The organism is Streptomyces sp. NPDC006435 (genome assembly GCF_040612315.1).
GTDB lineage: Bacteria > Actinomycetota > Actinomycetes > Streptomycetales > Streptomycetaceae > Streptomyces.
In genome coordinates, this window is sequence record NZ_JBEXPY010000086.1 from 1 (window position 1) to 14,551 (window position 14,551).

At 72.4% G+C, this 14,551-nt stretch carries 8 protein-coding genes; all 8 read left to right on the plus strand.

The window, feature by feature from the left end; translation table 11 throughout:
* The first annotated feature begins 13 nt into the window (after nucleotides 1-13).
* Nucleotides 14-4,585 carry an SDR family NAD(P)-dependent oxidoreductase gene (locus ABZZ04_RS38435; protein ID WP_356936886.1) on the plus strand — a complete coding sequence of 1,524 codons (4,572 nt, stop codon included), beginning with the start codon at nucleotides 14-16 and terminating at the stop codon, nucleotides 4,583-4,585.
* A 79-nt stretch (nucleotides 4,586-4,664) separates the two neighbouring features.
* Nucleotides 4,665-6,224 (plus strand): MFS transporter, encoded by a 1,560-nt coding sequence (locus ABZZ04_RS38440; RefSeq protein WP_356936887.1) that lies wholly within the window; start codon nucleotides 4,665-4,667, stop codon nucleotides 6,222-6,224.
* Nucleotides 6,225-6,380: 156 nt separating this feature from the next.
* The gene (locus tag ABZZ04_RS38445; protein ID WP_356936888.1) at nucleotides 6,381-6,563 is read left to right on the plus strand and encodes a DUF5302 domain-containing protein; all 183 of its coding nucleotides are present in this window, start codon (nucleotides 6,381-6,383) and stop codon (nucleotides 6,561-6,563) included.
* Between the two features lie 363 nt (nucleotides 6,564-6,926).
* Nucleotides 6,927-8,681, plus strand: a complete 1,755-nt coding sequence (locus ABZZ04_RS38450) for an acyl-CoA dehydrogenase family protein (protein ID WP_356936889.1) — start codon at nucleotides 6,927-6,929, stop codon at nucleotides 8,679-8,681.
* Between the two features lie 62 nt (nucleotides 8,682-8,743).
* Nucleotides 8,744-9,622, plus strand: coding sequence for a 4'-phosphopantetheinyl transferase superfamily protein (locus ABZZ04_RS38455; protein ID WP_356936890.1), 879 nt, complete (start codon nucleotides 8,744-8,746; stop codon nucleotides 9,620-9,622).
* Between the two features lie 190 nt (nucleotides 9,623-9,812).
* Nucleotides 9,813-10,538 carry a response regulator transcription factor gene (locus ABZZ04_RS38460; protein ID WP_356936891.1) on the plus strand — a complete coding sequence of 242 codons (726 nt, stop codon included), beginning with the start codon at nucleotides 9,813-9,815 and terminating at the stop codon, nucleotides 10,536-10,538.
* A gap of 392 nt (nucleotides 10,539-10,930) precedes the next feature.
* Nucleotides 10,931-13,090, plus strand: a complete 2,160-nt coding sequence (locus tag ABZZ04_RS38465; protein WP_356936892.1) for a condensation domain-containing protein — start codon at nucleotides 10,931-10,933, stop codon at nucleotides 13,088-13,090.
* Nucleotides 13,091-13,211: 121 nt separating this feature from the next.
* Entirely contained in the window at nucleotides 13,212-14,435 is a 1,224-nt protein-coding gene (gene metK, locus ABZZ04_RS38470; protein ID WP_356936893.1) for a methionine adenosyltransferase, read from the plus strand.
* Nucleotides 14,436-14,551: the final 116 nt, after the last annotated feature.

Below are 14,551 nucleotides of genomic sequence, written 5' to 3' on the forward strand. Positions count from 1 at the left end.
TGCGGCGCGGTTGGTGGCGGCGCGTGGGCGGTTGATGCAGGGGTGTGAGCGTGGTGGGGCGATGGCGTCGGTGGAGGCGTCGGAGTCGGAGGTGGTGGAAGTCCTGGCGGGTGTGGTGGGGCGGGTGTCGGTGGCGGGGCTGAATGGTCCGGCGCAGACGGTCGTCAGCGGGGATGTGGCTGCGGTGGATGTGGTGGTGGGGCACTTCGCGGGGCTGGGGAGGCGGACGCGGCGGCTGGAGGTGTCGCACGCGTTCCATTCGCCGCACATGGACTCGATGCTGGACGCGTACCGACAGGTCGTGGAGGGCTGTGTGTTCGACGCCCCGCGGATCACGATGGTGTCGACGGTGACGGGCGGGGTGGTGTCGGGGCGGGAGCTGGCCGATCCGGAGTACTGGGTGCGCCAGGTGCGTGAGGGGGTGCGGTTCCTGGACGCGATGCGGTGTCTGGAAGGGGCCGGGGTGTCGCGGTACCTGGAGTGCGGCCCGGCGGGCGTGCTGTCCGCGATGGGCGCGGGATGCGTGGGGGACGGAGCGGTGTTCACCGCCTCGCAGCGCACCCCGCGCGGTGCGGACGAGCCGGTCGACGAGGTCCGCTCCCTGCTCCGGGCCCTGGGCGAACTCCACGTCTCCGGACAGGACATCGCCTGGGACAAGGCCCTGCCCGACGGAACGCCGGTGGACCTTCCCACGTACGCCTTCCGACGCAAGCACCACTGGATCGAACCCGCCAGGAACGGCAACCGTGACGCCCGGCACTCGGGGCTCGTGTCCGCCGAACACCCGTGGCTCGCGGCCGTCATGACGCTCGCCGACGGCGAGGGACACCTGATGTCCGGCCGGCTTTCGCTGACCGATCAGCCGTGGCTGCGCGACCACGCCGTGTTCGGCTCCGTGATCGTCCCCGGCACCGGGCTGCTCGAACTCGCCCTCACCGCCGCACGGGCCGTCGGCTCGGTGCGCGTGGACGGGCTCACGCTCGCGCAGCCGCTCGTCCTCGACGAGAGCACCCCGCTCAGGATCCAGCTCAAGGTGGGTGCGCCCGACGACGACGGCCGGCGTGCGATCGGGATCCACAGCCAGCCCGAGACGACTGCGGAACAGGGCGCCTGGACCCTGCACGCCACCGGCGAACTGGCCGACGACGAGCAGCAGGACATCCCGTCCGAGGGGATCGACGAGCTGCGGGCCTGGCCGGTGGCCGGGGCCGAGCCCGTACCCCTCGACGGCTTCTACGAGCGGCTCGGGGAACAGGGCCTGGAGTACGGTCCCGCCTTCCGAGGACTCGGCGAACTCGCACGGCGCGGGAACGTCGCGTACGGGCGGGTGGTGCTGCCCGAGGAGGTCCGCGAGGACGCCGACGACTTCGGCCTGCACCCGGCGCTCCTGGACGCGGCCCTGCACGTACTGGCCGGGGTGGACACCGGGGAGCGGCCCGAGAACACCGTGCTGCTGCCGTTCATGTGGACGGACGTGGCGCTGCACGCGACGGGCGCCGCCGAACTGCGCGTACGGATCGAGGCGGACTCCGACCCGTCCGGCTCCGGCGGCCGTACGGTCACGGTGACCGTCGCCGACGCCATGGGCGAGCCGGTGCTGCACGCGGCCGGCCTGGAGATCCAGCAGGCGGGCGCGGACCAGTTGCGGGTCTCCGGACCGTCGGTCGGGGACCACCTCCACCGTGTCGACTTCCAGCCGGTGAACCTGCCCGACACCCCCGCGGCCGGGGGCCCGGACGGCACCGTCGTGCTCGGCGGCGGGGACGCCGTGGCGCAGGCACTGGGGGCCGTCCGGGTCGCCGGCCTGGACGCGCTGCTCGCCCTCGGGGACCGTCCGCGCCGGATCGTCGTCGACGCCACGACCGGAACCGGCACAGGCATTGACACCGGCATTGACACCGGCACCGGCACCGGCGACGTCGCCGGGCGGGCCCGGGCCGTCACCCTGGACGCGCTCGGTCTGCTCCAGCGGTTGATGGCCGAGGAGACGCTGGAGGGCGCCGAACTCGTCTGGGTGACGCGGGACGCGGTCGCGGCCCGGCCCGAGGACGCGGCGGGGGCCCTGGGCGACGCACCCCTGTGGGGCCTCGTCCGGTCCGTGCGCGGCGAGTACCCGGACCGGTCCCTGCGCCTGATCGACATCGACGTCGCCGACCCGGACCCGGGGCTCCTGGCGGGCGCCCTGGCCGTGACGGGCGAACCGGAGCTGGCGCTGCGCGCCACGACCGTGTTCGCGCCCCGGCTGGTGCGCACGTCGAAGGACGGCGGAACGCTCGTCCCGCCCGCCTCGGACGGCGCCTGGCACCTGGACATCCGGGAGAAGGGCAGCATCGAGAGCCTCGAACTCGTCCCCGTGGACCGGTCCGTCCCGCTCGGCGCCCACGAGGTCCGGGTGGCGGTGCGCGCCGCCGGAATGAACTTCCGTGACGTCCTCAACGCCCTCGGAATGGTGGCGACGCCCAAGCTGGGCCTGGAGTTCGCGGGTGTCGTCCTGGAGACCGGTGCGGCCGTGACCCACCTGGAGCCCGGCGACCGGGCGATGGGGCTGGCGCTCGGCGCGTTCGGCACCGAGGTGCGCGGCGACGGGCACCTCATGGCGAAGCTGCCCGGCACGCTGACGTTCGAGCAGGGCGCGACCATTCCGCTGGCCTTCCTCACCGCCCACTACGCGCTCACCGAACTGGGCGCCCTGCGGGCCGGCGAGAAGGTGCTGGTGCACGCGGCGGCCGGCGGTGTCGGCATGGCGGCCGTGCAGCTCGCACACCACCTCGGGGCCGAGGTGTACGGAACGGCCAGCCCCGGCAAGTGGCCGACCCTGCGGGCCCTCGGGCTCACCGACGACAGGATCGCCTCGTCGCGGGACACGGACTTCGAGGAGCGCTGGCTGACCGGCACCGGCGGCACGGGCGTCGACGTGGTGCTCAACTCGCTGGCCGGGGAGTTCACGGACGCCTCGCTGCGGCTGCTGCCGCGCGGCGGCCGGTTCCTGGAGATGGGCAAGACCGACATCCGCGAGCCGCGGACGGTCGCCGAGGACCACCCGGGCGTCGTGTACAGCGCGTTCGACCTGATGTCGCTCGACCCTGAGCACCTGCACCGGATGCTGACGGAGATCTCCGCACTGCTCGGGGACGGCACGGTCGAACCGCTGCCGTATCTCGCCTACGACGTGCGGGAGGCCCCCGCGGCGTTCCGGTACATGGCGCAGGGACGGCACACCGGCAAGATCGTGCTGACCGTGCCCCGCGCACTGGACCCGCACGGCACGGTGCTGATCAGCGGCGGCACCGGCGAACTGGGCCGGGAGGTCGCCCGTCACCTGGTCGAGGAGCACGGCGTACGGCACCTGGTGCTGACGTCGCGCCGGGGTTCGCAGGCGCCGGGCGCCGCCGAACTGGCCGACGGCCTGACGGCGGCCGGCGCCGCGTCCGTACACATCGTGGCCTGCGACATGTCGAGCCGTGACGAGGTCGCCGCGGCCCTGGCGGAGGCCGGACGCGAACACCCGCTCACCGGTGTGGTGCACCTCGCGGCCGTGATCGACGACGGGGTGCTGGCCAACCAGACACCGGAACGCTTCGAGCGGGTGCTGGCCCCCAAGCTGACGGGCGCCTGGCACCTGCACGAGCTGACCCGGGACCTGGACCTGGACGCCTTCGTGCTGTTCTCGTCCGTGGCGGGCACGCTCGGCTCGCCCGGCCAGGGCAACTACGGTGCTGCCAACGCCTTCCTCGACGCGCTCGCCGCCCACCGCCACAAGCGGGGGCTGGCCGGGACCGCCCTCGCCTGGGGGCTGTGGGCGCAGGGCGGCAACGGCATGACCGCACAGCTCGGCGAGGCCGAACTGGCCCGGATGCGGCGCCAGGGCGCCCGGGCGATGACCGTGCGGGAGGGGCTGCGGCTCCTCGACGCGGCGCTGGTACGGCCCGAACCGCACCTGGTGCCGCTGAAGCTCGACACCGACCGGCTCCAGCAGGCCGGGGAGGACCGACTGCCCGCCCTGCTGCGTGCGTTGGTGCGGCCCAGGCCCAAGCGGGCGTCCGGCCGGGACGCGGAGCAGGCATCCGCCTTCCGCGACCGGCTGGCCGCACTGCCCGCCGAGGAGCGGATCGTCTCGCTGCGCAAGTTCGTGCAGCAGGAGGTCACCGCGGTGCTCGGCCTGTCCGGCACCGGGGACGTACCGCTGGACAAGGCGATGCGGGAGTTCGGCTGGGACTCCCTGATGGCCGTCGAGCTCAAGAACCGCATCGCCAAGTACACGCAGGTCGCCGTTCCGAGCACCCTGGCGTTCGACCATCCGACGCCGCGGGCCATCGCCGACTTCCTGCATGGGCGGCTCTCCTTCGACGGGCCCGCCCAGGATTCCGAACCGCCCCAGGACCCCGCCCGGGCCGCCCAGTGGGCCCTGGCCCGGGTGAGCCCCGAACAGCTGCGGCAGAGCGGGTTGCTCGACCGGTTGCTGGAACTCGCACGACCCGAGCAGACCCCGGACCGGGGCGACACCGCCGCGGTGCTGCAGACGGCCGAAGAACTGACCGCAGAAGAGATGGACAAGGCGCTCGACGCCGTACTGGGCGTCGTCTGAACCGGCCGCGCGGCAGCCGGCCGCGCGGTCCCGCGACGCGCCCCCCACACCCGAAACCGTTCCACACGGAGTTGATCAAGTGACACACACAGCGGAAACGACAGAGACGACGAAACCGGCCACGGCGACGACGGGTGACCCGACGGCCCCGGACCCCTCGCGCCGCAAGTGGATCGCTCTCGCCGTGGTGCTGCTCGCGGCCTTCCTCGACAATGTCGACTCGACGATCGTCACCGTCGCGCTGCCCAGCATCCAGGAGGACCTGGGCGCCGACTACGCCACCGCGCAGTGGACACTGGCGGGCTACGCCCTCGCCTTCGCGGTCTTCCTGATCACCGGTGGACGGCTGGGCGACATCTTCGGCCGCAAGAAGCTGTTCATCACCGGTGTGGTCGGCTTCACGCTGGCGTCGGTGGTCTGCGGCGTGGCCGCCACACCGGGCGTGCTGGTGGGCGGCCGACTGGCCCAGGGCATCATGGCGGCACTGATGGTGCCCCAGGTGATGTCCGTCATCATGACCACGTTCGACCAGAAGGAATGGGTCGTCGCGTTCTCGATGATGGGTGCCGTGCTGGGACTCGGCGGTGTCAGCGGGCCGCTGCTCGGCGGTGTGCTGACCGACCTGGACGTCATGGGTCTGGGCTGGCGAGCGGTGTTCCTCATCAACATCCCGTTCGGTGTGATCGCCGTGGCACTGGCCCTGTGGTGCCTGCCGGAGAGCAAGTCCGAACAGGCGTCGCGACTGGACGTCCCCGGCGTCGCCCTGATCACCGTCGCCGCGCTCGGCCTGATGTTCCCGCTGGTGCAGGGACGCGAACAGGGCTGGCCCGCATGGATGTTCGTGATGATGGGCGCCGCGCTCCTGCTGCTGGTCCCGTTCGCCCTCTACCAGCGCCGGCGCCACGAGAAGGACGGTTCGGCGCTGATTCCTCCGACGCTCTTCAAGCACCGCTCGTTCACCGCCGGGGTGTTCGTCGTGATGCTCGCCTTCTCCGGCATCACCTCGTTCTTCCTGGTGCTGACCTACCAGATGCAGCTGGGTCTCGGCTGGTCCGCGATCCGTACGGCACTGGTCACCGTCGCCTTCCCGATCGGGATCACGGCCACCTTCCAGATCGCCTGGCGCAAGGGCACCGCCAACGGGCGGGCGTTCGTCGCGCTCGGCACCTCGATCATGGCCGTCGGAACGCTCCTCATGATCCTGCTGACGCACACGCAGGGCCAGGACCTGACCTGGTACCAGGTCGCCGGGGCGGAACTCGTCGTGGGCCTCGGAATGGGCCTGTGCTCGCCCATTCTCACCAACGTCGTCCTCGGTGACGTCCCGCCGCAGGACGCCGGTGCCGGATCGGGCGTCGTCAACGCGCTCATCCAGTTCGGCACGGCCACCGGCATCGCCGTCGTCGGTGTGATCTTCTTCAGCCTCTCCGGCTCCGGCGGCGGCAGCCGCGCCGAACGGTTCAGCGACGCCACCGCCGTGACGCTCTGGTACAACGTCGGCGTCTTCGCACTGGTCGCACTGCTCAGCCCGCTCCTGCCGGGCCGCAAGACGGAGGCGGCGGAGAAGAGCGGGGCCGAGGCCGGCGCCGACGCACCCGCCGGAGCGGCGGCCGACCGTCTCGTGCCGGACCCGGCATAGGCCGACCGTCTCGTACCGGGCCCGGCACAGGCCGACCGTCTCGTGCCGGACCCGGCACAGGCCGAATTCAATTTCCTCTGACCGAAAGTAAATCTGGCCCGCTCTGATTTCCTGTGTCAGGCTGGCCGAGCTGTCAATTGCGTCCAGGAGGTTCGCATGACCGACAAGCCGCTCGTCGATTTCGAAGAGAACGACCCCCGGCAGAAATTCCGCGAGGCACTCGAGCGGAAGAGCAACGCGACGAAGTCCAGGCAGGCCCACGAGGAAGGACGACTGAAGGTCAAGAACATGAGCGGGGCCGCCGGGAAGAAGCGGTACTTCCGCCGCAAGACCGGGTGAGACCGAACGGCTGAAGAGGCTGCCGCCGTCCCGCGGGGGGATGGTGGCAGCCTTTTTCGTTTCCCCGTGGGAATTGACGCCGCCCGCATCCTGCTCGAATTCCGGTGGACTCCGGACGGAATCCCGGTCCAACTCCACTCGATTTCCGATCGAATTTCACTTGAATTTCGCTCGAATCGGATTCCGGTCCGGTTCGAGAAACGAACGGGATCCGGTCCCGAGCGGCTCGGCGGCCGTTCGAGGAATCGCGGACGATGCGTCGAGCTTCGCTCCAGCGCGGCGCGAGCCGCTGCCGTCAGGGTCGTGCGTACGGGCGCGATACCTGGCGCGCATCCTGCGACGACGGAGCTGACACCCGCTGCCATGACCATCACTGCCGAGACCATCGAGACCACGGATGCCGACCGCAGTCGGTGGGAGGCCGACGCGCGCACGCGCGCGACCCGGCTGGAGACGCTGCTCGGCGATCCCTACGACCCCACCAACCCGCACGGGCTGCGCGCGCTGTTCGCCGCCGACGCCCGGCACACCCCGCCCGCCGGCACGGAGGACCTGCTCGCCGGTACGGGACTGGGCGCCGAGTTCGTACCCGTCGAGCACGGCGGCCGGCTCACCCGGGCCGACCTGCTCGCACGCGTCCTGCGCCCGGTCTTCCGCCGCGACGTCGCCCTCGGCTTCGGCTTCGGGATCACCTCGCTGTTCGCCTCCGGAGCCGTCTGGGCGGCCGGCACCCCCGAACAGCGGCGCCGCGTCGCCGACCTGCTGCTCGGCGGCGGCCGGGCCACGATCCTCCACCACGAACTGGCCCACTCCAACGCGATCCTGCGACACGAGTTCACCGCCCGCACCACCCCCGGCGGATACCGGCTGGACGGCCGCAAGGACGTGATCATCAACGCCGAGCGGGCCGATGCCCAGGTCGTCTACGCCCGCACCGACCCGGCCCGCGGACCGCACAGCCACTCCGTGCTGCTCCTGGACCGCGGCCTGCACGAGGGCACCGCCGTACGGCACCTGCCGCGCGTCCCCACCTCCGGCATGCGCGGGGCACTCTTCTCCGGACTGGAGTTCGCCGGGCACACCGTCCCCGACGACGCCCGCGTCGGCGACACCGGAGACGGCGTCCCCCTCGCCCTGCGCACCTTCCAGGTCAACCGCAGCCTCATCTGCGGCGTCGTCACCGCTGCCGCGGACACCGTCCTGCACTCCGCCGTACGGGCCGCGACCACCGGACGCAGCACCATCGCACGCCGCTGGCACAAACCACTGACCGGGGTCTTCGCCGACCTGCTGGCCTGCGACAGCATGGCCACCGTCGTCCTGCGCGCACTGAGCCTGCTGCCCGACCGGGCGCATGTCTTCGCCGCGGCCGTCAAGTACGTGGTGCCCGACCTGCTGCGCGAGAACCTGGAGGAACTCTCCACCGTCCTGGGCGCACGCGGCTACGAGCACGACAACCCGGAGTACGGCGCACTCGACAAGCTCGTACGGGACCTGCCGGTCGCCGGGCTCGGCCACGCCGGAACCGCCTCCTGCCAGGCCGTCATCGTCCCGCAACTGCGCGGTCTCGCCGAACGCTCCTGGTTCGCGGAGGAGGAACCGCCGCCCGAACTGTTCCGCCGGGGCGCAGAGTTGCCCGCCCTGGACTACCGGGCGCTGGGCATCGCGGGCGGCGGCGACTTCATGGCCGCCTCCCTCGTGGGCTCCGCCGCCCGACTCGCCGCGTCCCGCGGCCTCGGCGGCCAGATCGCCGCCCTCGCCGAGCTGGCCGAGGGCTTCGTCACCGAACTGCGGGCGCTGCGCGAGGAATGCCGCCGGCTCCCCGCGTACGGCACCACGGCACTCGCCGACCCCGCCGTCTGCGTGCTCAGCGACCGCTACAGCCTGATCGTCGCCGCCGCCGCGGTGCTCGGCGTGTGGGAGGGCCAGGACGGCCTGGACCCGTTCCTCGCCGACCCGGCCTGGGCGGTGCTCGCCCTGTCCCGCCTCGGCGAACGCCTCGGCATGCACGTGCCCGACCTGCCCGACGGCTGTCCGGCACAGGTACTGGACGAACTGGTCCGCCGATACCGGACGGGCCGCAGCTGCGACCTGGACGCCATCGCCCTGGCCCAGTGAACGGGCAGGCACCGACGGAGCAACGAGCAGGGAAGGAAAGACCGTTGACGCGGAGAGAGCCGATGACAGGGATACCGGGCGCGGGCGACGTGATGGACATCGAACAGCCGCTGCCCCCGGCACCGACCGAGGAACGCATCACCGAGCCGATCCACGTCAGCGGCCCCGACGGGCCGTGGGACCTGGTGCGGGAGGGAATGGACCTGCGCGGCAACGCCGTGGTGCACACCACCTGGGGGGAGTGGCTCACCGGAGCCCTCGCCGACCCCTCGCTGCGCCCGCTGCTGGGCCGGGACTGGCAGCGCTACCGGCGCACCACCGACCCCACGATCCGTTTCCGCTTCGTCGCCTCCCGGCTGGCCACCAAGTTCACGGCCGCTGCCGCACTGGGCACCGGACCCGCCGAACTCGACCTCGCGTACAAGATCGGCGGACGGCCCTATCTGCGGGGCCTCGACCAGATCGACGTGAGCCTCACCCACACCGACGACCTGATCGCCGTCGGCATCAGCCGCAGCGGCCGGATCGGGGTCGACGCCGAACCGGCCGACCGGCACATGTCGTTCGAACTCCTCCAGAGCCATGTGTGCACCCCCACCGAGCGCACGGCCCTCGCCGAACTGTCCGAGACGGAACGCACGGCGGAGCTGCTGCGGCTGTGGACCCTGAAGGAGGCGTACACCAAGGCACTCGGCCAGGGGCTGCGGCTCGGCTTCACCGAGTTCGGCTTCGGCGTCGGCGAGGGCGGGCTGCTCGCCCCCGACGGCACACCGGCCGCGCGCGGCGAATGGGCGTTCACGACCCGTCGCGTGCTGGGCCGTTACCTGGTCAGCGTGGCCTGCCACGACTCCGGCCTGGACACCTCGCGCGACACGGCGGCCCGCACCATGCTCGACGAGGGTTTCATGGGGGCCGTCGCGGGACTCCTCGACCCCGACTGACGCCGCGGGACCGGTCACCGGATCCTCCGCCGATCCGGTGACCGGGCCGTTCCCGGACCCTCCGCCGCGGGCGGGCCCACAGGGCCGTTCGCGGATCCGTCCAGGGCGGCTGGAGAAATCCGGCCCCGCCCCCGTACCCGGCTAGCGTGCCGGGGGACGGTTGCGGATACGGAGAACGAGGAGGCTGGCCGTGGGAGAACGGGATCTCTCGGCGTTCGCGGCCCGCCGCGCCACCCTGCGCGTACTGCCCGGCGGTGCACCACCCGCCGCGCCGGACGCGGCCGGAGCGACCGCGACGGTACGGGTGTACGTGCTGGGCACCGACGCCCTGGCCCGCGGCGGCATCAGGGCACTGCTCGACGGCAGGCCCGCCATCCACGTCGTGGGAGACGGGGAGCCGGGGCCGGCCTGCCCCGACGACATCGCCACCGCCGGCCCGGACGTCGTGCTCGCGCACGGCACCCCGGACCCCGGAACGCTTCCGCCGGACTGCCGGCTGCTCACCATCGGCGGGCCGGAACCGGAAACTGGCCCCGGACAGGCGCACAGCCGGCTGCCCGGCACCGTCACCGCCGCCCAGCTCGCCTCCGCCGTCGTGCTGACCGCCGCCGGGTACACCGTCGCGGCCCGGCCCGACGGACCGGCACCCACGACCGCTCCCGGAACGGGACCCGCCGCCCCGGTCATCTCCGACGTCGGCCCCGAACAGCTCACCGACCGCGAGCGGCAGGTGCTGGGCCTGCTCGCCCACGGCCTGACCAACACGGAGATCGCCGGCTCGCTGACGCTCTCCGAGCACACGGTCAAGACGCACGTGCAGAACCTGCTCGGAAAGTTGCGCCTGCGCAACCGGGTCCAGGCGGTGGTCTACGCGTTCGAGGCCGGACTGCGCCGACCACTCAGCCCGTCACCCTGACCGGATCGACCCGCATCACCGAAGCACCGAAGCACCGAGCCCGCACCACCGAAGTACCGCAACACCGCAGAACCGCACCACCGAAGTACCGCAACACCGCAGAACCGCACCACCGCAGAACCGCAACACCACAGAACCGCAACACCGCACCATCACAGCACCACAGCACCGAATCCGCTTCACCGAAGACTTGAGTCCGCTCCACCGAACACCGTGCCGATGGCCGGAGATCCCGGCCCACCGCCGTGTCAGCGCCGTATCAGGTCCGTATGGGCGGGCCTCGCATACTCGTTCCGTGCTCGTAGAGAGGGGAGGGAGGGGGTGCGCGCCCCGAACACATCATGACCGCCAACCATTTCTCACCGATGTCGCAGGTCTCTCCGGATGGACCGATGACCGTTGTCGTCGACCCCGGGGAACCCCCCTATGACGCTCCGCCGTTCCTGGAACTCAGAGGTCCCCTGGACACCCGGCGCCTGGAAGCCGCGCTGGACCGGCTCGCCGCCCGTCGCCCGGACGGCCCGGCCTGGCAGCACCGGCTCCGGCCCCACGGTCCCGGCCTGCACACACTGAGACTCACCATGGGCGCCCCCGGGGAGTTCCCGGCCGGGCTGCTGGCCGACCTGCTCACGGACCCGCCCCTGACGGGCCGCTGCGTGCGCACGGCCGAGGCGAGCCCGCTCCAGCTCGAACTGCTCGCCGACGCCGACGCCCACCCGGGCACCGGGCGCCACGTCGAGCAGCTCGCCTGGAACTGGCACGGCCCGCTCGACCCGGAACGCTTCACCGCCGCCTGGCAGTCCCTCTTCGACCGGGAGAGCGTGCTGCGCTCCGCCTTCGACGACGGCCCCGAACCGCGGATCGTGGTGCACGACCGGGTCCGGGCCGAGGTGGTACGGCTGCCGCACAGCACCGAGGACTGGGCGTCGGTGGTCGAGTACGAGCGGCGACGCGGCGTCGACCCGCGCCGTCCCGGACCACTGCGCGTGACCGTGCTGGGCGGCGGCCCCGTCGTGTCGGTCACCGCCCCGCCCACCCGGGTGCTGCTCACCTACCACCACGCGCTGCTCGACGACTGGAGCGCACGCCTGCTGCTGCGGGAGTTCTACCGCGCCTACCTGGCCGACGGCGTCCTGCCCGGCGGTGAACGCCGCCCCGACATGGGCGACTACACGCAGTGGCTCGCCCGCCGGGACGTCGGCCCCGCACGGGAGTTCTGGACGGACGCGGCACCTCCGCCCGACGCCGCGCACTCCCCGCTCCCCAACACCTCCGACACCCCTGTCGCCCCTGACACTTCTGCTTCCGCCTCGGCCCTCCACGGGACGGGCGCCGGAACCGGTCGCACCCGGCTGCGCCTGCCCGCCGGCCGGACGGCACGGCTCGGCGCCTGGGCGGCCGGTTGGGGCAGCACCGAGAGCGGCGCGCTCCAGGCCGTGTGGGCGCTGCTGCTGTACCGGGCCACCGGTTCGGCCGACCCGCGGCCGGTCCGTTTCAGCGTGACCGTGTCCGGCCGCGGCATCCCGTTCGACTCGGCGGAACGCCTGCCGGGCTCGCTGCGCAACCCGCTGCCGATGTCCGTCGTCGTCGACCCGCGATCGAGCGTGCCCGCACTGCTCGCCCTGCTGCGCGACCGGGCGCTGGACATGGCGGCGTACGAGTGGGTCACGGCGGGCCGCATCCGCGGCTGGACCGAGAACCCGGACCGCCCGGCCGGACCGGAGGGCAGCCTCGTCGCCTTCGACGGCCGGCCCCGGAACACGGACGGCCTCGCCCCCGAACTCGCCGCCCGGGGAATCCGGGTGGACCCCCCGGAGACGCTCGGTGCCCGTACGGCCTTCCCCCTCACGCTCGCCGCCCACCACGACGAAGCGGGTGGACTCGTCATGACCGTCACCTACGACCGCGCCCAACTCGCCGGTATCGGCGGTGTACTGGCGCACGCCGTGTACCTGCTGGACGAACTCCCCCGGATCGCGGGAGAGTTCACCACCGTCGCCGAGGTACTGGAACTCCTGCCCGCCGTGGACCTGGACGCGAGCACGGGCGCGGGTACGGGTACGGGTGCGGGTGCGGAAGCGCTCCCGGCCACGGACGACGGAACCGAAGCCGAGGCCGAAGCGGGAGACGGCGCCGAAGCCGGGACCGGGATCGAGGCCGGGACCGGGGCCGGTGGGGCGTCCACGATCATCACCCTGCGGCCGTCCCGGAAACCCGGCGCCGGCACCATCTGCCTCGTCCCGACACACAGCACCCCGCGCTTCCGCCACGACCTGCTCGCCCGCTCCTACCGGGGCCCCGAGGCCCTCGTGCTGCTGGGCACCCCGCCGGACGACGCGCGGGCCGGGTACGACGCGCTGCGACCGCTGATCGACGCGGGCGGACCCCTGGTGCTCGGTGGCTTCACCGGCTGCGGAGTCGCCGCGTACGGGATCACCCGGCTGATCGCGGAGAACGGCGGCCGACCGCCGCTGATCGTGCTCACCGGCACCGCGACCTCCGCCGCCGACCTCGCCCGACTGCTCGAATCCGCCGCCGAACGCGCCGGATGACGAATCCGCCGGACGGCCGCCGGGCGACCGCCGGACGGTCCCCGGGCCGTCCGGCCACGCCGACGACCGACCGTTCGACGGATCTCGAACCGTTCAACGGACCTCACACCTCTGGAGAGCCATGTCCCGCCGCCTGTTCACCTCGGAGTCCGTCACCGAGGGCCACCCCGACAAGATCGCCGACCAGATCAGCGACACCATCCTCGACGCGCTGCTGCGCCAGGACCCGACCTCCCGGGTCGCCGTCGAGACCCTGATCACCACCGGTCAGGTGCACATCGCGGGTGAGGTCACGACCAAGGCGTACGCCGACATCCCGGCCCTCGTGCGCGACAAGGTCCTGGAGATCGGCTACGACTCCTCCGGCAAGGGCTTCGACGGCGCCTCCTGCGGCGTCTCGGTGTCCATCGGCGCGCAGTCGCCCGACATCGCGCAGGGCGTCGACACCGCCTACGAGCAGCGCGTCGAGGGCTCCGCCGCAGGTGGGGAGGGGGACGAGCTGGACAAGCAGGGCGCCGGTGACCAGGGCCTGATGTTCGGCTACGCCACGGACGAGACGCCGTCCCTGATGCCGCTGCCGATCGACCTGGCCCACCGCCTCTCGCGCCGGCTGACCGAGGTCCGCAAGGACGGGACCGTCCCGTACCTGCGCCCCGACGGCAAGACCCAGGTCACCATCGAGTACGTGGGCAGCCGCCCCGTCCGTCTCGACACCGTCGTCGTCTCCTCGCAGCACGCCTCCGACATCGACCTCGACACCCTGCTGACCCCGGACGTCCGCCACCACGTCGTCGAGCACGTGCTGTCCGAACTCGCCGACAGCGGCATCAAGCTGGACACCGAGGGTTACCGCCTGCTGGTGAACCCGACCGGGCGTTTCGAGATCGGCGGCCCGATGGGCGACGCGGGTCTGACCGGCCGGAAGATCATCATCGACACCTACGGCGGCATGGCCCGGCACGGCGGCGGCGCCTTCTCGGGCAAGGACCCGTCGAAGGTGGACCGCTCGGCCGCGTACGCGATGCGCTGGGTCGCCAAGAACGTCGTCGCGGCCGGTCTCGCCGCCCGCTGCGAGGTCCAGGTCGCGTACGCGATCGGCAAGGCCGAGCCGGTCGGCCTGTTCGTCGAGACCTTCGGCACCGGAACCGTGGCCCAGGAACGCATCGAGCAGGCCATCGGCGAGGTCTTCGACCTGCGCCCGGCCGCGATCATCCGCGACCTCGACCTGCTGCGCCCGATCTACTCCCGGACCGCGGCGTACGGCCACTTCGGCCGCGAGCTGCCCGACTTCACCTGGGAGCGGACCGACCGTGCCCAGCGGCTGAAGGCCGCGGCCGGTCTCTGACCGGTCGGGCCACTTCGTCCCTCGCATCCCAGGGAGTACATCCATGGCCTCGTTGCCGACCCCTTCCGCCGACAGCAGGATCCGAGCCGGAGCGTTGCGTGAGGCGCTCGCCACCC